Below are 17,174 nucleotides of genomic sequence, written 5' to 3'. Positions count from 1 at the left end.
CCACGGGCCTGCCCGGGCACGGGCGAAGGCGCACAGGCGGAACGCCCATGTGCGGGTGCCCTGACGCGCACATCAGGACGCACCGGGAGCGGTGCCCCTCAAGGGGGCGCCGCTCCCGGTGCGTTGCGCCCCCGCCGCGCTGCGTGTGAAACCGTGTCGCGTGCCCGTTGCCGCAGCGGGTAGCGTCGGCGCCATGAGCCAGGCGCCATCAGCCCATCCCCGCTTCGCGGCCGCCCTGTCCGCCCTCCGCGTCGGCGATGTGGAGATCCGCGCCTTCCCCGACGCCACGCGCACCGCCGCGCAGGCTGCCGAGGCGGTCGGCTGCGAGCTGAGCCAGATCGTGAAGTCCCTGGTCTTCGAGGCCGACGGCGAGCCCGTACTGGTCCTGATGGACGGCGCCTCGCGCGTCGACGTCGCTCTGGTGCGGGAGGAGTTGGGCGCGCAGAAGGTACGGCGGGCGGACGCGGACCTGGTGCGCCGGGCGACGGGGTACGCGATCGGGGGCGTGCCGCCCTTCGGCCACGCCACCGAGATGCGCGTCCTCGCCGACCGCGGCCTGCTCCGCCATGAGCTGGTGTGGGCCGCGGCGGGCACGCCGCACACGGTCTTCGCCGTCGCCCCCGAGACGCTCCTCGTCCACGCCCGGGGGCGCTGGCGGACGTGCGCGAGCACTCCGCAGAGGTGCCGTGACGCCGCTGGTCGTCGCGGCCGTCCTGGTCGCCCGCCGGTGAACGTGGAGGAGACGGACCGGTGGTTCGCCTTCCGCACGCCCCGTTCCTTCACCGGTCCCCGCCTCTGCGCGGCCATCGTCGACCGCCTCACCTTCAACGGCACCATCATCGAGACCGGGGCCGACTCCTACCGCCTCGCCAGCACCCGCGCACGGGCCTGCCGCCGCAACCCATGCACGAGCGCTGTCGCCAGAAGTGAACGAAGCCACGGCCGTGAGCGTCTACGAGCGGCTCGGGTTCACGATGTACGAGAGGGATCTGATGTACCGCACGGAGAGCTGATCCTCCGGCGGCTGCCGTGTCAACCGCCGCCGCGGGAACCGCAGTTCGGGACCCGGCCGTGCCCCGGTCCCGTTTTCCAGGCTCGCCTCGCGCCGCGACCGCCACGGCCGACCTGAGCCTCCCCGGCCGACGCCCGTTCGGCGCCGAGCCACGGACTGCTGACACCCCATAAGGCCGGACGCCGACGCCGTACCGCCCCGCACCCCCAAGAGTGACCCAGGTCACACGGAATCGAAAACCCGGGGCGCGGCCGCCGCGTCTAGCACGTGTGAGATCAGTCAGGGCAAAGCCGCGGGAGCAGGACGAGGAGCGCCTCGTCCGCCTGGTGTCCAAGGGCGACCGCGCCGCGTTCGAGGAGCTGTACAGGCGCACTGCGCCGTGGCTGGCGGTGCGGCTGCGCCGCCGGTGCACGGACGAGCAGATCGTCGCCGAGGTCATGCAGGAGACGTATCTGGCGGTGTGGCGTGCGGCGGGCGCGTTCGCCGGAAGCGCCGTGGGCGGCACCGCCGTCGGCTGGCTGTGGACGATCGCGGCACGCCGCCTCGTCGACGCCTTCCGCCGCCGTGCCCACCACGCGCAGCCGCCGCCCGCGGCCGCCGGACAGACCGTCGCGCCCGCCGCCGAGGAGGAGGCGCTGGCGGAGACCGTCGGCGGTGACGTAGGGGACGCGTTGCGGCGCATCGCACCGGAACTCAGGCAGGTATTGCAGGCCATGGTGCTCGACGGGCTGTCCGTACGGGAGACCGCCGTCCTCCTGGGACTGCCCGAGGGCACGGTCAAGACCCGCGCCCGCAGGGCCCGAATCGCGATGCGGGAGGCGCTGACATGAGCGTGGAACATGCGTCGGAAGTGATCATCGACGCCTACGCGCGCGGCGACTCCGCAATCGCCGCCGACGAAGTGTGGGCTCTCGAGGCCCACTTGGAGGCCTGCGGGACGTGCCGCGAAAGGCTCGCGCACGCCGTGACCACGGGGGCGCCCGCGGTCGAGTCGCTCGTCGACGCGGTGTGGGCCGACCTGGAGCCCCAGCTGGCCGCGACCGAGCCGGCTCCGGCCAGGAGCCACCGGGCGGCAGGTGTGTCGGCATGGATGACACCGGTGATGGTGCCGTGGCTGGCCATGGCGGTGAGTGTGACGCTGATCGCGGTGCTGCTGGACGTCGCCGGGCTCCGGCCGGGCGGCGGTGACGAGCCGCTGGTGCTGCTGCTGGCACCGCTGCTGCCCGTCTGCGGGGTGGCCGCTTCCTGGTCGCGCGGCCTGGACCCGGCGTACGAGCTGGCGGCCTCCTCGCCGAGAGCCGGGCTGTATCTGGTGCTGTGGCGCACCACGGCCGTACTCGCCGTGGTCCTGCCTCCGCTGCTGGTGGCCGAGTCGGCGACCGGGGTGACGGCCGGGCGCTCGCTGCTGCCCTGTCTCGCCTTCACCTCGGCGGCCCTGGCCCTCGGCACCGTCGTCGGCGTGACCCGCGCGTGCCTCGTGCTCGTGGCCGTGTGGGGCGCGGTGGTCGTGGCACCGGCCCTGACCTTCGCCCAGGGCGAGACCGCTTTCGCCCTTCAACCCGAGGGCCTGCCCGTCTGGGGGGTGATCTTCGCGCTCGGCGTCGCCGTAGTGGTCGTACGCAGGGGCGCCTACTCCGTGCTTGAAACCGAAAACTGACACACGAGAGGACACCCATGATGCGCGCGGTGAGCGCGGCCGACATCGCACCGAAGACCTACGCCTGGGAGGTGCAGGCGACGGGGCTGAAGGTCAGGGCCGGCGCGAATCGAACGGCCGTCGACGGGCTCGACCTGTCGCTCGGCACCGGAGTACACGGCCTGCTCGGCCCCAACGGTGCAGGCAAGACGACTCTCATACGGGCCCTGGCCACGGTGGTGCGCCCGACGGAGGGCACCCTGCGGCTGCTGGGGGAGCCCGCGGGCGGCATGGGCGAACAGCACCGTGCGCTGCGGCGCCGCATCGGCTACCTGCCGCAGGAGTTCGGCTACTACAAACGCTTCACGGTTCGTGAGTTCGTCGAGTACATGGCGTGGCTGAAGGAGGTGCCGAACCAGTCCATCCCCGCGGCGGTCCAGCGTGCCGTGGAACGCGTGGGCCTGGCCGACCGTGCCGACTCCCGCATGAAGACCCTCTCGGGCGGCATGGTGCGGCGCGTCGGCATCGCCCAGGCCATCGTCAACGACCCGGCGATCCTGCTGCTGGACGAGCCGACCGTCGGACTGGACCCGGCGCAGCGGCTCCGCTTCCGCGAACTGATCCAGGAACTGGGCAAGGACACCTGCGTCATCGTCTCGACGCACCTGGTCGAGGACGTCGCCGCCGCCTGCACCGATGTCGTGCTCTTCGCCGAGGGACGCCTGCGTTTCCAGGGCACCCCGGACGACCTGGCCGCGGCCGGCGGCCCCGAGCACGTGGGCGACAGTCCGCTGGAGCGCGGCTACTCGGCGCTGCTGCTCGACCCCGGGCAGGGAAAGGGGACCTGGTGAACACCCGAGTTCTGCGTACCGAGTTGAAGCGGTCTGTCGCCCCCTGGGCCGGAGCCGTGATCCTGCTGGCCGGGGTGGGGTTCTTCTACGCGCTGGACGGCCCCTGGTGGAAGGGCACCTCGCAGTGGACGGTCCAGTGGACCTCCCTGGCGTTGTGGACCCGGGGCCTGCTGGTCTTCCTGTGGCCGGTCGCCGTGGGGCTGGGCGCGCTGCAAGGGCTGCGTGACCACCGCTCCAAGGTGCCCGAGCTGCTGACGAGCACGCCTCGGCCCGCCTGGCACCGTGCCGCCATGCTGTCGGGCACCACCGCGCTCACGCTGGGCACGGGCTTCTGGCTCTTCGTGCTCGTGGGCGCGGTCCAGGTGCTGGGCAACGCCGAGTACACGCACCTCGGCTGGCTGCCGATCTCGCTGGTCGCGGCGCTGGCCCTCGTCGCGGGCGCCGTGCTGGGCATGGGCGTAGGGCGTGCCCTGCCGTCCGCGCTCACCCCGCCCGTGCTGGCCGTCGCGGCCCTCTTCGTCACGACGCTCCTGCGGATGACGCTGGACGGCGGCGTGCCCTCGTCCCCCTCGATGGCCACTCCGCTCGTGCTGCTCTCGCCGGCGGTGGAGGAGGTGACCGAGGTGCTGCTCACGCTGTCGGCCTCCGTGCACATCGGCCAGACGGTGTGGCTGCTCGGCATGGCCGCGACCGGCTTCGCGCTGCTGGTCGCCGGAACCCGGCGGGCCAAGGCGCTCGCCGTGACGCCCCTGCTGTCGGGCGCGGTCGTCGCGCTGCTCATACTCCCCTCCTCCCCGAAGCAGACGTACGTCGTGGCCGAGGACGCCGCGGCGAAAGTGTGCGACGGCCCGGTGTGCGTGGCCAAGGCACACCAGGGAGAACTCCCCCGTCTCGCGGGCCCGGGGAAGAAGGCCCTGCGGATGCTGCACAGGGCCATGGGCGCCGATGCGCCGACCGCGGTCCGTGAGACCACCGCTCTGCGCTCACCCATGGACCACATGGAGCGGTCCCGCAAGCACGTGACGGTCGACTTCGACGACCAGGTGCTCATCGAGGCGAAGGGCGATGAGGAGCTGACCCGGGTGCTGGTGGGCATGGGCGCGGCCCCGAACTGCTACGCCCGCAGCTGGGCCGAGGGCAACACCTCGACGGAGCTCGCTGCGCAGACCGTCGCCGCGGGCTGGGTCCTCGGAGACCTCAGGCCGATCGAGACGACGTGGGCCGTTGAGGACCCGATGAAGGACGCCCGTCCCGCGTGGAAGAAGCTCAAGGCGCTGCCGCAGGCCGAACAGCGCTCCCGCATCGACGCGATGCGCGCCTCCTCGCTCGCCTGCGACAACGACCCCCTCGCAGCGCTGACCGGCGGTGGAACCAAGTGAGATGGACGAGCCTCTACGCCCGCTCACGGCAGGTGCCCGCCTCGCTCGCCGCGGTGCTGATCAGCACCTTCGCGGTGTGGGCGTTCTGCCAGGACGGCAAGGAGGGGCCCGCGGATCCGCGGCTGACGGCGCTGGTCCTCGCCGCGGGTACGACCGCGGGCTCGATCGGCCTCGCCGGGCAGGACCTCGCGCTGGACCGTACGGCCGCGATCCGCTGGGTGCCGCGCAGGGCGCTGCACGTCCTGCTCATCGGGGCGGCAGCGGGCGGGGCGCTGCTGGCGGTCCAGACCGTGGGCGAGGAGCTGGCCACCACCGGGTTCGTCCTGCGGGACACCGCGGGGCTGATGGGACTCGTCGCGCTCGGGGCGGTGGTGTTCGGGGCGCAGAACGCGTGGACCCTGCCGCTCGCGTGGCTGGCGTTCACCTTGTTCACACCGCTGTCCGAGGACCTGCACATGCAGGTCGCGACCTGGATGCTGCTGCCGCCCGGCACCGCCGCCGGGACCTGGACCGCGCTGGTGCTGGCGGTCGGCGGCACGGCGGTCTACGCCTTCGCGGGCCCGAGGAGGTAGCCGCCTGACGGACCGTGAGCGCCGGGCGGCCGCTCCGGCGCTCACGTGTGGCCAGGGCGCACCCCGCTTTCGCCCTCCACCCGAAGGCGGGACTTCTGCGCCGGAAGCACGTCAGTACCCTGGAGGGCTGACCCGCTCGGCGTGTGCGCAAACAGGAGAGAGATGGCTGTCAACCTCGTGAATCTGGAAGCCGTGGGCAAGGTCTACGGCACCCGGGCGCTGCTGGACGGCGTTTCGCTCGGCGTGAGCGAGGGCGACCGCATCGGCGTCGTCGGGCGCAACGGGGACGGCAAGACGACCCTGATCCGCATGCTGTCCAAGCTGGAGCCCGCCGACTCGGGCCGTGTCACGCACTCCGGCGGCCTGCGGCTCGGCGTGCTCACCCAGCACGACTCGCTCGACCCGGCCGCGACCGTACGGCACGAGGTGGTCGGTGACATGGCCGACCACGAGTGGGCGGGGGACGCCGGGGTCCGCGACGTGCTGACCGGCCTGTTCGGCGGCCTGGACCTGCCCGGCTTCGCGCACGGCCTCGACACCGTCATCGGCCCGCTCTCCGGCGGCGAGCGGCGCCGGATCGCTCTGGCACAGCTCCTCATCGCCGAGCAGGACCTGATCGTCCTCGACGAGCCCACCAACCACCTCGACGTCGAGGGCATCGCCTGGCTCGCCCAGCACCTTCGCGCGCGGCGTTCCTCGCTCGTCTGCGTGACGCACGACCGCTGGTTCCTCGACCAGGTGTGCACACGCATGTGGGACGTGCAGCGCGGCGCCGTGCACGAGTACGAAGGCGGCTACTCCGACTACGTCTTCGCGCGCGCGGAGCGCGAGCGCATCGCCGCACAGGAGGAGAGCAAGCGGCAGAACCTGATGCGCAAGGAGCTGGCCTGGCTGCGCCGCGGCGCCCCCGCCCGCACCAGCAAGCCGCGTTTCCGTATCGAGGCGGCCAACGCCCTCATCGCCGGCGAACCGCCGCCCCGCGACAGCGCGGAGCTGATGCGCTTCGCCAACTCACGTCTGGGCAAGACCGTCTTCGACCTGGAGGACGTCTCGCTGCAGGCCGGGCACAAGGTGCTGCTGAAGCATCTGACCTGGCAGCTCGGCCCGGGTGAGCGGGTCGCTCTCGTCGGTGTGAACGGTGCGGGCAAGACGTCGCTGCTGCGGGCCATGGAGGTCGCCGCCCGGGCTGCCCGCGAGGGCGACGAGGGGCAGTCGGAGCTGGTGACGGCCGGCCGTGTCAAGACGGGCCGGACGGTGAAGCTGGCGTATCTCTCGCAGGAGGTCGCCGAGTTGGACCCGGGCCTGCGGGTGCTGGAAGCCGTGGAGCGCGTGCGCGGCCGGGTGGACCTCGGCAAGGGCAGGGAGATGACCGCCTCGCAACTGTGCGAGCGCTTCGGCTTCGTGAAGGAGAAGCAGTGGACGCCCGTCGGCGACCTCTCCGGGGGCGAGCGGCGGCGTCTGCAGATCCTGCGTCTGCTGATGGACGAGCCGAACGTGCTCTTCCTGGACGAACCGACCAACGACCTCGACATCGAGACGCTCACACAGTTGGAGGACCTGCTGGACGGGTGGCCGGGCTCGCTCGTCGTCATCTCCCACGACCGCTTCTTCGTCGAGCGCACCACGGACCGGGTGTTCGCGCTGCTCGGCGACGGCACCCTGCGGATGCTGCCGCGCGGCATCGACGAGTACCTGGAGCGGCGCGCGCGGCAGCGCGAGTCGGCGCCGGGTACGAACGGCACGCCCTCCGGACGCGCCTCCTCCGCCGCCTCGCCGTCCGCTTCCTCTGCTTCGCCGGCCTCCTCCGCGCCGCCCGCCTCCTCCTCCGGTACGTCCTCCGCGGCGTCCGCTCCCGCGAAGTCCGCCGCGCAGGCGCGGACCGAGCAGAAGGAGATGCAGCGCATCGAGCGCCAACTCGACCGCATCGAGGAGAAGCAGTCCGCCCTGCACTCCGCGATGGCCGAGCACGCCACGGACTTCGCCCGCGTGGCGGACCTCGACACCGAACTGCGTGAACTCGCCTCGCAGCGCGAGGGGTTGGAGTCGCGGTGGCTGGAGCTGGCCGAGGGGCAGTGACGGCACGGGCGCGCGGCGGCGCCACTGCCCCGGGCAACGGCGTGGCAACGGCTCCGTCTCGAGCCCGTCTCGTCCGATTTTCCGGCAGGGAACCGGACCGGCGGTTCGTGGTGTCCGGTGATAGAAAGAACTGAACTTCCGCGTACCAGCCAGCCGAAGGCGGGCCTGATGTCCGATTCGCTCCGCCCTGCGGGGGTTTGAGGGGCGGACGTCCGGTCTGATCATAACGAGGGAACCGACATGTCGCAGCCGCCTCCGCCAGAACCGCCCAACCAGCCGCCCAGCGGGGACTCCCCGGGCAGACAGCCGGAAGACGCCGGCGAATCCCCGGCACCGGGGTCGCAGGACTCGCCCAGCCTGAAGAAGGACTCCTCCGGCGAGCAGGCGCCTGTGCCGCCCGGTCAGCCGCCGCAGCCGCCGCAGGGCGGCTACGGCTACCCGCAGCAGCCCCCGCAGGGTGGTTACGGATTCCCGCAGCAGCCTCCGCCCGGTGCGCCGCAGGGCGGCTACGGCTATCCGCAGCAGCCTCCGCCCGGCGCGTACGGCTATCCGCAGCAGCCGGGCCAGCAGCCCTACGGCCAGGGACCGGGCATGTACCCCACGGCCCCCGGCGGCTGGGGCCCCGGAGGTCCGGGCACTCCGGGCGGCGGCAACGGCAACGGCAACGGCAAGGTGATCGCCATCATCGCCGCGGCGGTCGCCGTGGTGCTGGTCATCGGGACCGTCGGCTTCTTCCTGATCAATGACGACGACGGCGGGAACGTCGCGAAGCGCGACAAGAAGTCCTCGCAGAACGGCGGCGGCGGTGACAAGCCGGCCAGCGCCGACGCCAAGGAACTTTTCAAGATCGAGTCTCCGAAGATCACCGGCGAGCGCTCCAAGAGCGCCGCGGGTGCCTGGGCCACCGACGAGATCTTCGCCAAGGGCGCGATCGACGAGATAGTCGCCATGAACGCGGCCAGCGGCGAGGAGGAGTGGCGGCTCAAGCTCGACGGCGAGATCTGCGCCGCCTCCAAGGAATCCACCGAGTCCGGCAAGACGGCGGTGATCACGGCCGAGACCAAGTCCTCGGGGGCGGCCTGCAACCAGATGGCGGTCATCGACCTGAAGTCCGGCAAGAAGGACTGGCAGGAGAAGATGCCCAACAGCGAGCGGGCATCGACTCTCGGCATCAACATGACCATCAGCCAGGAGGTCGTGGCGGCCAAGTGGATCGGCGGCTCGGTCGCGTACAAGATGTCCGGCGGCTCCCCGCTGTGGAAGTCCCAGTCCAACGGCGACTGCCGTGACGAGGGATTCGCGGGAGGCAAGGACCTGATGGCGGTCGTCAAGTGCGGCAGCTACAGCGACCCGACCGTGAAGGTCCAGAAGATCGACCCCGAGACGGGCAAGTCCAAGTGGGAGTTCGAGGCGCCCAGCGGCGTGGAGAGCGCCAAGGTGATCTCCTCCGATCCCGTCGTCCTGGCGGTCGGAGCCGGCACCAGCGTCGCCACCGACGTGATGACGGTCGGGGAGGACGGCGAGCTCAAGGCCAAGATCTCCCTGGGCGACCACAAGTACCAGCCCGGGTGCAGCACCGAGGTCGACTCCTGCGCCACCGCGGTCGCCGACAAGAAGTACGTCTACATGCCCTCCGGGACGCACCAGGGCCAGACCACGTCCACGAACGAGATCATGGCCTTCGACATCAACACCGGCAAGGCCAAGTGGAAGTCGGACGCCGGCGAGGGCCGCAACATCATCCCCCTCCGGATGGACGGCGCGAAGCTCATCGCCTACAAGAAGCCGACCTACGCCGCGGGCGGCCAGGTCGTCGCCGTCGACCCGGCGGCGAAGGGCAAGCAGGAGGTCTACCTGCGCAACCCGGACGACAGCGCACGGGTGGAGAACAACTTCGCCAGCATCTCGCTGCGCGAGACGCCCCTGTACGTCAACGGGCGGCTGTTCCTGCAGCGTTCGCTGGTCTCGAAGGACAGCGCCGACAGCTACGGCAAGTACATCGGCATCGGCTTCGGAGCCCAGTGACCGTACGCCGGTGACGCCCGACCGCACGAGGGCGGAAGCGGACGGTTCCTGAGACCGGCCGGGTCCGGCCCGATCACGTCTCCTCCGCCGTTCCTGCGCGCTTCTCTCACCGAAGTGGCGCGGAACGGCGGAGGAGCGTGTAGCTTTCCGGGAGCACAGGAGGAGGGGCTGTGCCCGGTTCGGGGTTCCCCGCGGCCACCCGGGGCCCGAGCGGGGGAGGGCGGGGCTCCCACGGCGGCGTGGGGGGTTGTTGCGCATGAGCGTCCGGCTCATGGTCGTGGACGAACACCGGCTGCTCGCCGAGGCTCTTGCCTCGGCGTTGAAGCTTCGCGGTCACCGGGTGCTCGCCGCGGCCGCTCCCAGCGCGGGGGCGGCGGATCTGGTGCTGAGCCGGGCGCCCGAGGTGTGTCTGCTGGGAACGGCCTCTCCCGCCGAGGAGGGCGTCTTCGACCCGGTCCTGCGGATCAAGCGGGAGAAGCCGCAGATAGCGGTCGTCGTGCTGGGGCCCGTGCCCAGTCCCCGCGGCATCGCCGCCGCGTTCGCCGCCGGCGCGTCCGGCTACGTACGGCACGACGAGCGGATCGAGGGCGTCGAGCGCGCCATGATGAAGGCGCGGGCGGGGGACGTGGCCGTGGCGCCGCAGCTCCTTCGGGACTCCTTCGCCGAACTGCTCAACCCCGTGGCCGAACCCGACGACGAGGGCGCACGGTTGCTCCAACTGCTCACGCCCCGCGAGGTGGAGGTGCTGATGCGTGTCGCGGAGGGTGAGGACACGCGGCTGATCGCGGCGGGGATGCGCATAGCGCCGAGCACCGCCCGTACGCATGTGCAGCGGGTGCTGATGAAGCTGGGCGTCGGTTCCCGGCTGGAGGCCGCCGCCCTGGCGGCCCGCACGGGGCTGCTGGAGAGGGCGCCCCGGCCCGGTGCCGCCCGGGAGTGACGCTCCCTCCACGGTTCCGGTGACCGGCTGCGGTCCGGGCGGTGTCTCACGTTCCGGCTCACGCTCCGGTTCCTGCTCCGCTCCCGCCTTCGGTGTGCGGTTTCTCCCCGCGTCGCTTCCCCACGGCGGCTGTCTCTGCTGTCAAGGTCTGATTTGTTCTCTTAGTTCGGTTATTTACCTGTGTAGCCTGTGGCCCGGTCAACAGCTGGGAGTGGGAACGCCTGTTGGGCCGTGGTGCCTTGTGTGCGATTATGTTGAGGTCTGAAAGCTGGGAAGGAACACCGTTGAAGAAGACCTCGAACCGGCTCGCCGACGGCCGCGAGATCATCTACTACGACTCGCGTGACGACGCCGTGCGCGCCGCGGCCGACGAGCGTCCGTCCGCGCAGACGGCGAGCGCCTCCCAGATCCGCTACGACCCGCTGCTGTCGGAGTGGACGGCGGTCACCGCGCACCGGCAGGGCCGCACCTACCATCCGCCGGCCGACGCGTGCCCGCTCTGCCCGAGCCGGGACGGACGCCTCAGCGAGATCCCCGAAGAGGACTACGACGTCGTCGTCTTCGAGAACCGCTTCCCCTCCTTCACCGGCGGTCCCGGTCCCGAAGCGGCCGACGGCCGGCACGGCCTCTTCACGCACCGGCCCGGCGCCGGACGCTGCGAAGTCGTCTGCTTCACCCCCGACCACCACGCCTCCTTCGCCTCCCTCACGCGGGACCAGGCCCGGCTCGTACTCGACGCATGGACGGACCGCACCGCCGAACTGTCCCAACTGCCCGGCGTCGAGCAGGTCTTCTGCTTCGAGAACCGCGGTGAGGAGATCGGCGTCACCCTCCAGCACCCGCACGGCCAGATCTACGCCTATCCCTTCACCACCCCCCGTACCGCGCGCATGCTGGACTCCCTCGCCGGTCACGCCGCGCGCACCGGCGGACGCAACCTCTTCGACGACGTCGTCGCCGCCGAGCTCGCCGACGCACGCCGCGTGGTGTGCGAGACCGGTCACTGGGTCGCCTTCGTACCGCACGCCGCCCGCTGGCCGTACGAGGTGCACCTCTACCCCAAGCAGCGGGTGCCGGACCTGCTCGCGCTTGGCGAGGAGGCGCGTGCCGAGTTCCCGGCCGTCCATCTGGAGGTGCTGCGCCGCTTCGACCGTCTCTTCGGCCCTGACGAGCCGCCGACGCCCTACATATCGGCCTGGCACCAGGCGCCGTTCACCGCCGGCCGTGGGCGGGACCGGGACGGCGGGACGGGCGCGGCGGCCGGCGTCACCCGTGAGGACTTCGCGCTGCACCTCGAGCTTTTCACCATCCGCCGGACTTCCGGCAAACTGAAGTTCCTCGCGGGTTCCGAGTCAGGGATGAATGTGTTCATCAACGATGTGCCGCCCGAGAGCGCGGCCGAGCGACTGCGAGAGGTAGCCAGTGACAGCGATCTCCCCGGGGGCGGGCCCCGTCCCCCCGCGTAAGTATCTGGTGACGGGCGGGGCGGGTTACGTCGGCAGTGTGGTCGCCGCCCGCCTGCTCGAGTCGGGGCACACGGTCACGGTGCTCGACGACCTGAGCACCGGCTTCCGCGACGCGGTACCCGAGGGCGCGGACTTCATCGAGGGCCGCGTCCAGGACGCCGCCCGCCGGCTGGACGGCACCTACGACGGCGTACTGCACTTCGCCGCCTCCTCGCAGGTCGGCGAGTCGGTGGCCGACCCCGGCAAGTACTGGCGCAACAACGTCGGCGGAAGCATCGAACTCCTCGCCGCGATGCGCGAGGCGGGCGTACGCAAGCTGGTCTTCTCCTCGACGGCGGCCACCTACGGCGAGCCCCGGCTCGTGCCCATCCCGGAGGAGGCGCTCGAGGCGCCGACCAATCCCTACGGCGCCACCAAACTCGCCGTCGACCACATGATCAGCGGTGAGTGCCGTGCACACGGACTGCGGGCCGTCTCGCTGCGCTACTTCAACGTCGCGGGCGCACAGGGCCCCTACGGCGAGCGGCACGACCCCGAGTCGCACCTCATCCCGCTCGTCCTCCAGGTCGCGCAGGGCCGCCGGGAGGCGATCTCCGTCTACGGTGAGGACTACCCGACGCCCGACGGCACCTGCGTGCGCGACTACATCCACGTCAGCGACCTCGCCGAGGCCCACCTGCTCGCGATGGACGCGATGTGGGAGGGCAGGGTCGCCGGCGACGGGCACATGATCTGCAACCTGGGCAACGGCAACGGCTTCTCCGTCCGCGAAGTCATCGAGACCGTGCGGAAGGTGACGGGCCACCCCGTGCCCGAGGTGGCCGCCCCCCGCCGCGACGGCGACCCGGCCGAACTGGTCGCCTCGGCGGCACGCGCACGGGAGGAGCTGGGCTGGCGCCCCACCCGTACCGACCTGGCCGAAATCGTGCAGGACGCATGGGAGTTCACGCAGGCGCACGCCGAACGGGCGGGCACGGCATGACCGAAGGATTCCGCGCGGTCCACGGGCGTGAGCCCGAGGGGATGTGGGCCGCGCCGGGCCGGGTCAACCTCATCGGTGAACACACCGACTACAACGACGGCTTCGTCCTGCCCCTCGCCCTGCCCCACACCTGCCGGGTGGAGGCCGCCCGACGCGAGGACGGCGTGCTGCGGCTGCATTCGACGGCGGCGCCGGGCGGCGTCACCGAGGTGCGGCTCGACGGGCTCACACCGCAGGGAGCGACCGGTGACCGCGGCGGGTGGGCCGCATACCCGGCGGGCGTGGCGTGGGCGCTGCGTGAGGCGGGGCTCCAGGTGGGCGGTGCGGATCTGCACTTCGACTCCGACGTGCCCACCGGCGCGGGGCTCTCCTCCTCCGCCGCGCTGGAGGTCGCCACGGCGGTCGCGCTGAGCGGCCTGTACGGACTGGGCCTGTCCGGGCCCCGGGTGGCCCGGCTGTGCCGGCGCGCGGAGAACGAGTTCGCCGGTGTGCCCTGCGGCATCATGGACCAGATGGCCGCCGCCTGCTGCACGGCCGGGCACGCGCTCCACCTCGACACCCGCGACCTCACCCAGCGGCAGGTACCCCTCGACCTGGAGGCGTGCGGGCTGCGGCTCCTGGTCGTCGACACCCGCGTCAAGCACGCTCTCGGCGACGGCGCGTACGCCGAACGCCGCGCGGGCTGCGAGGCGGGTGCGGCGGCGCTGGGTGTGGGGACGCTGCGCGAGGTCGCCCACGAGGAGTTGCCCGCGGCCCTCGCGCGCATCGGGGACGAGCGGCTGAGGCCGCTGGTGCGGCACGTCGTCACCGAGAACGAGCGGGTCGCCCGGACCATCGCGTTGCTGGACGCGGGCAGGACGGAGGCCATCGGTCCCGTACTGACCGCGGGGCACGCCTCGTTGCGCGACGACTTCGCCGTCTCCTGCGCCGAGCTCGACCTCGTCGTCGAGGCTGCCTGCGAGGCGGGCGCCCTGGGGGCCCGGATGACGGGCGGCGGATTCGGCGGCTCGGCGATCGTGCTGGTGGAGGCGGAGGCCGCCGACGCCGTCCGCAAGGCCGTCGAGCACGTCTTCGCGGTGGCCGGCCACCGCGCTCCGCGCGTCTTCGAGGCCGTGCCCGGTGAGGGCGCGCGGCAGGTCACAGCCGCTTGACGAGCAGGTGGTCGGTGCAGCCGGGAGGGTAGTCCTCGACCGTGCCGACGAGGGTGTAGCCGGCCTTCCGGTAGAAGTCCGGGGCCTGGAAGTCGAAGGTCTCCACACGGACGCCGTGGCAGCCGTGCACCTCACGTGCCCGGCGCTCGGCCTCGGCCATCAGCCGGGAGCCGATGCCGCCCCCGCGCAGGGACTCCTCGACCCACAGCAGATCGATGTGCAGCCAGTGCGCCCACGCGTGGCCGACGAGGCCGCCGAGCAGAGCCTCCCCCTCCAGCGCGTAGACGTGCACGGGCACTTCGGAATCCGCAGCGCTTCCGCGCAGCGCCCGCATCACCGGCGAGCGGCGGGAGTTGGTGGTCCGCAGCCGCTCGTGGACCGTGTCGCGCCGACGCTGGTCAGGTTCTGTCGTGATCCGGTACATGCCCCTCACTTCAGGTCGTCACGGCAAGCAGTTTGGCCAATCGGTTTCCGTCGCCACACCTCGGGCTTACCCTGAGTCGTATGTATCGCACCGGTGGGGGCCGGTGTCTGTTCAGGGGGTCGAGACAGCCGGGAAGCCACGCAGGGCAGTGATGCCGGGTGGTCAGCAGAGGCGCGGCGGTGTCCGAGCGGCGCACGCATCTCTTCCTCCGCACCGGGTGACGTACCCGCACTGCCAGGGGGTGCCATGCAACGTATCCGGGTGCTGGTGGTCGACGACCACCGCATCTTCGCCGAGTCCCTGGCCGCAGCGCTGGCGGCCGAGCAGGACGTCGAGGTCACCGCGGCGGGCAGCGCCCCCGCGGCGCTGCGCTGCCTGGAGCGTGCGGCGGCGGACGGCCGGCGCTTCGACGTCATCCTGGTCGACGCCGATCTCGCGGCGCCCGTCGCGGCCTCTCCCGGTGCCGACGGGGCGGCGGGCGCGGGTTCTTCGGGCGCCGGCCTGCCGGGGGCGGGTCTTCCGGGCGCCGGTCTTCCGAGCGCGGGTCCGTCCCGTGTGAACTCTTCGGGTGGCGGCCCGTCGGGCCCCGGCAGCCACGGCGCGCGCGGGTCCGCGGCAGCGGCGGCAATCAACGGCGGCAACGGCCAACTCACCTCGGTCGTCGAGCGGGAGGCCGCGCCCGAAGGCGGCCGGGGCGCCGCGGGTACGGGTACCGCGGGTACGGGCGCCGCGGGTGGGGGTACCGCGGGTACGGGCGCCGCGAGACCGGGCGGCCTTCCGCTGGTCGCCCGTGTGCGTGGCGAACACCCCTCCGTACGTACGGTGGTGCTCGCCGAGCGAGACGACCCCCGGCACGCGGCCGCGGCCCTCCAGGCGGGGGCGGGCGGCTGGATCGCCAAGGACTGCTCGCTCTCCCGGCTGCTGCAGGTCATCCGTGGCGTCCTCAAGGACGAGACGCACCTCTCGCCCGCCCTGCTGACCGGTGTGCTCAAGGAGCTGACGGCCTCGCGCAAGCACCGTACCGAGAGCGAGCAGCTGGTGGCGTCGCTGACGCCGCGCGAGCGTGAGGTGCTGCGCTGCATGGTCGCCGGGCTGGGACGCAAGGCGGTGGCCGAGCGGCTGTACCTCTCCCCGCACACCGTGCGTACGCACATGCAGAACGTGCTGGGCAAACTCGGCGTGCACTCCACGCTGGCCGCCGTCGCCCTCGCCCGCCGGGCCGGGGTGGGGCCAGTCGACCTCCAGGCCGGCTCCTCGCGCTGAGGCTCAGGCCGAGGTCCCGCGGATGCTCCAGCCGCCGTCGACGACGAGGCTCGCGCCCGTGACGTACGAGGCGTCGCAGGAGAGCAGGAAGGCGATGACGGCGGCCACCTCGTCCGGGTGCCCGTGGCGGCCCGCGACGGTCTGCGCGGCCGTGCGCCGCAGTTCCTCCTCGTCGGTCTCCTCCCGGGAACGGGTGAGGACGGGGCCGGGCAGCACACTGTTGACGCGCACCATCGGCCCGTAGTCGACGGCGAGTTGACGGCCGAGACCGGTCAGCCCGGCCGTGGCCGCCGCATAGGCGGGACGGGCGGGCAGGCCCGCGAGCGCCTGCACCGACGAGGTGAGCACGATGGCGCCGCGCCGTGCGCGCAGATCCTCCAGGCAGGCCCGTACGCCGAGGAAGGCGCCCGTCAGGTTCACCCCCAACTGCCCCTCCCAGTCGGAGAGCGAGAGCGCGTCGGCCCTGCCGGGCCGCATCAGCCCGGCGTTGCTGACCAGGCCGTCGAGAGGACCGAATCCGTCGTGGGCGGTGCGTAACGCCCTTCTCCAGGCGGGCTCGTCGGTGACGTCGCCGAGTACGAAGGCGGCGCGGGCGCCGGAGGCGGTGATCTGGCGGGCCGTACGGTGGCCGCTCTCCTCCTCGTTGTCGAGGATGACGACGGCGGCACCCTCATCGGCCAGCCTGTGCGCGGTGGCGGCGCCGATCCCCGAGCCACCGCCGGTGACGAGGACGGTGCGTCCCGCGAAGCGATCTGAATGACGTCCGCCCATGCAACGGATGCTACGGGCTGCGCCGCCCGCCGCGCACCGGGGCGCTCCGCCGGTGCGGCGTGGCCGGCCGCGCCGCACCGGCCGTGCTCTGCCCGGTCGCTGAGCCGGACGCGGGAGAACGGCCGGGTCAGCCCGGGAGGTTGTCGAAGGGTGCGGTCAAGTGCCTCAGCAGTGAGCCCAGTTCGGCCCGTTGTGCGGAGGAGAGCTCGGCGAGGATGGCGCGTTCCTGCGCGAGCAGCCCGGCCAGCGCGCTGTCGGCGCGGTCCCGGCCCTCGGCGGTGAGGCGCACCAGCACCCCGCGCCGGTCGCTGGGGTCGGGGAGCCGCTCGACGAGCCCTCTCTTGGCCAGTCTGTCGATGCGGTTCGTCATGGTGCCGGAGGTGACGAGCGTCTGGGTCAGCAGTGCGCCCGGTGAGAGCTGATAGGGCGTACCCGCGCGGCGCAGCGCGGTGAGCACGTCGAACTCCCAGGGTTCCAGGCCGTGTTCGGAGAAGGCGAGCCTGCGGGCACGGTCGAGATGGCGCGCGAGCCGGCCGACGCGGCTCAGCACCTCCAACGGCTCCACGTCGAGGTCCGGGCGCTCGCGTCGCCAGGCTGCCACCAGTCGGTCGACCTCGTCCTCCATG

15 protein-coding genes and 1 pseudogene are annotated in these 17,174 nt (G+C 72.3%); 13 read left to right on the top strand and 3 right to left on the bottom strand.

The annotated features are described in order from the left end of the window. Positions 1-193 precede the first annotated feature (193 nt). The 12 genes and pseudogenes from H343_RS35425 to galK all read left to right on the top strand — a co-directional run bounded on the left by H343_RS35425 (position 194) and on the right by galK (position 14,090). A pseudogene (locus H343_RS35425) lies at positions 194-690 on the top strand (YbaK/EbsC family protein). 591 nt (positions 691-1,281) lie between these two features. After that, entirely contained in the window at positions 1,282-1,842 is a 561-nt protein-coding gene (locus tag H343_RS0100745; RefSeq protein WP_028429577.1) for an RNA polymerase sigma factor, read from the top strand. After that, positions 1,839-2,669, top strand: coding sequence for a zf-HC2 domain-containing protein (locus H343_RS0100740; RefSeq protein WP_028429576.1), 831 nt, complete (start codon positions 1,839-1,841; stop codon positions 2,667-2,669). Before H343_RS0100745 ends, H343_RS0100740 begins: the two co-directional genes overlap by 4 nt. A gap of 17 nt (positions 2,670-2,686) precedes the next feature. Beyond that, a complete protein-coding gene (locus H343_RS0100735) occupies positions 2,687-3,499 on the top strand; it encodes an ABC transporter ATP-binding protein (RefSeq protein ID WP_199778843.1) in 813 nt (270 codons plus the stop codon). Beyond that, positions 3,496-4,878, top strand: coding sequence for a hypothetical protein (locus H343_RS0100730; RefSeq protein WP_028429574.1), 1,383 nt, complete (start codon positions 3,496-3,498; stop codon positions 4,876-4,878). Before H343_RS0100735 ends, H343_RS0100730 begins: the two co-directional genes overlap by 4 nt. Continuing rightward, on the top strand, positions 4,875-5,450 hold the full coding sequence (locus H343_RS0100725) for a hypothetical protein (RefSeq protein ID WP_028429573.1): 576 nt from the start codon (positions 4,875-4,877) through the stop codon (positions 5,448-5,450). The genes H343_RS0100730 and H343_RS0100725 overlap by 4 nt, the downstream gene beginning before the upstream one ends. A gap of 162 nt (positions 5,451-5,612) precedes the next feature. Then, positions 5,613-7,526 carry an ABC-F family ATP-binding cassette domain-containing protein gene (locus H343_RS0100720; protein WP_028429572.1) on the top strand — a complete coding sequence of 638 codons (1,914 nt, stop codon included), beginning with the start codon at positions 5,613-5,615 and terminating at the stop codon, positions 7,524-7,526. A gap of 240 nt (positions 7,527-7,766) precedes the next feature. After that, positions 7,767-9,551, top strand: coding sequence for an outer membrane protein assembly factor BamB family protein (locus tag H343_RS0100715; RefSeq protein ID WP_028429571.1), 1,785 nt, complete (start codon positions 7,767-7,769; stop codon positions 9,549-9,551). Positions 9,552-9,807: 256 nt separating this feature from the next. Continuing rightward, a complete protein-coding gene (locus H343_RS0100710; RefSeq protein WP_028429570.1) occupies positions 9,808-10,491 on the top strand; it encodes a LuxR C-terminal-related transcriptional regulator in 684 nt (227 codons plus the stop codon). Positions 10,492-10,775: 284 nt separating this feature from the next. Continuing rightward, positions 10,776-11,957 (top strand): galactose-1-phosphate uridylyltransferase, encoded by a 1,182-nt coding sequence (gene galT, locus H343_RS28110; RefSeq protein ID WP_051264421.1) that lies wholly within the window; start codon positions 10,776-10,778, stop codon positions 11,955-11,957. Continuing rightward, entirely contained in the window at positions 11,923-12,939 is a 1,017-nt protein-coding gene (galE, locus tag H343_RS0100700; protein ID WP_028429569.1) for a UDP-glucose 4-epimerase GalE, read from the top strand. The genes galT and galE overlap by 35 nt, the downstream gene beginning before the upstream one ends. Beyond that, complete coding sequence (gene galK / locus H343_RS0100695) at positions 12,936-14,090, top strand: galactokinase (RefSeq protein ID WP_028429568.1); 1,155 nt, start codon at positions 12,936-12,938, stop codon at positions 14,088-14,090. The genes galE and galK overlap by 4 nt, the downstream gene beginning before the upstream one ends. Here galK and H343_RS0100690 read toward each other — a convergent pair. Continuing rightward, the gene (locus tag H343_RS0100690; protein ID WP_028429567.1) at positions 14,077-14,514 is read right to left on the bottom strand and encodes a GNAT family N-acetyltransferase; all 438 of its coding nucleotides are present in this window, start codon (positions 14,512-14,514) and stop codon (positions 14,077-14,079) included. The two genes, galK and H343_RS0100690, sit on opposite strands and share 14 nt — an antisense overlap. A 246-nt stretch (positions 14,515-14,760) precedes the next feature. Between H343_RS0100690 and H343_RS0100685 the strand changes: the two genes are divergently transcribed. Then, on the top strand, positions 14,761-15,777 hold the full coding sequence (locus H343_RS0100685; RefSeq protein ID WP_028429566.1) for a response regulator transcription factor: 1,017 nt from the start codon (positions 14,761-14,763) through the stop codon (positions 15,775-15,777). A gap of 3 nt (positions 15,778-15,780) precedes the next feature. On the opposite strand, the gene H343_RS0100680 is transcribed toward H343_RS0100685, so the two are convergent. Continuing rightward, positions 15,781-16,548, bottom strand: coding sequence for an SDR family oxidoreductase (locus tag H343_RS0100680; RefSeq protein WP_037901790.1), 768 nt, complete (start codon positions 16,546-16,548; stop codon positions 15,781-15,783). A 127-nt stretch (positions 16,549-16,675) separates the two neighbouring features. After that, on the bottom strand, positions 16,676-17,173 hold the full coding sequence (locus tag H343_RS0100675) for a MarR family transcriptional regulator (protein WP_028429564.1): 498 nt from the start codon (positions 17,171-17,173) through the stop codon (positions 16,676-16,678). Position 17,174: the final 1 nt, after the last annotated feature.

Source organism: Streptomyces sp. TAA204 (genome assembly GCF_000424965.1).
The sequence above is the reverse complement of the archived record's forward strand: the minus strand, read 5'-3'. Positions and strand labels throughout refer to the sequence as shown.

What these genes read in the sequence shown, in the direction of transcription:
- H343_RS0100720 (WP_028429572.1), top strand. Translation starts at nt 5,613, where the DNA reads ATGGCTGTCAACCTCGTGAATCTGGAAGCCGTGGGCAAGGTCTACGGC.
- H343_RS0100680 (WP_037901790.1), bottom strand. Translation starts at nt 16,548, where the DNA reads ATGGGCGGACGTCATTCAGATCGCTTCGCGGGACGCACCGTCCTCGTC.
- H343_RS0100735 (WP_199778843.1), top strand. Translation starts at nt 2,687, where the DNA reads ATGATGCGCGCGGTGAGCGCGGCCGACATCGCACCGAAGACCTACGCC.
- H343_RS0100710 (WP_028429570.1), top strand. Translation starts at nt 9,808, where the DNA reads ATGAGCGTCCGGCTCATGGTCGTGGACGAACACCGGCTGCTCGCCGAG.
- H343_RS0100675 (WP_028429564.1), bottom strand. Translation starts at nt 17,173, where the DNA reads ATGGAGGACGAGGTCGACCGACTGGTGGCAGCCTGGCGACGCGAGCGC.
- H343_RS0100715 (WP_028429571.1), top strand. Translation starts at nt 7,767, where the DNA reads ATGTCGCAGCCGCCTCCGCCAGAACCGCCCAACCAGCCGCCCAGCGGG.
- H343_RS0100740 (WP_028429576.1), top strand. Translation starts at nt 1,839, where the DNA reads ATGAGCGTGGAACATGCGTCGGAAGTGATCATCGACGCCTACGCGCGC.
- H343_RS0100685 (WP_028429566.1), top strand. Translation starts at nt 14,761, where the DNA reads ATGCAACGTATCCGGGTGCTGGTGGTCGACGACCACCGCATCTTCGCC.
- galK (WP_028429568.1), top strand. Translation starts at nt 12,936, where the DNA reads ATGACCGAAGGATTCCGCGCGGTCCACGGGCGTGAGCCCGAGGGGATG.
- H343_RS0100690 (WP_028429567.1), bottom strand. Translation starts at nt 14,514, where the DNA reads ATGTACCGGATCACGACAGAACCTGACCAGCGTCGGCGCGACACGGTC.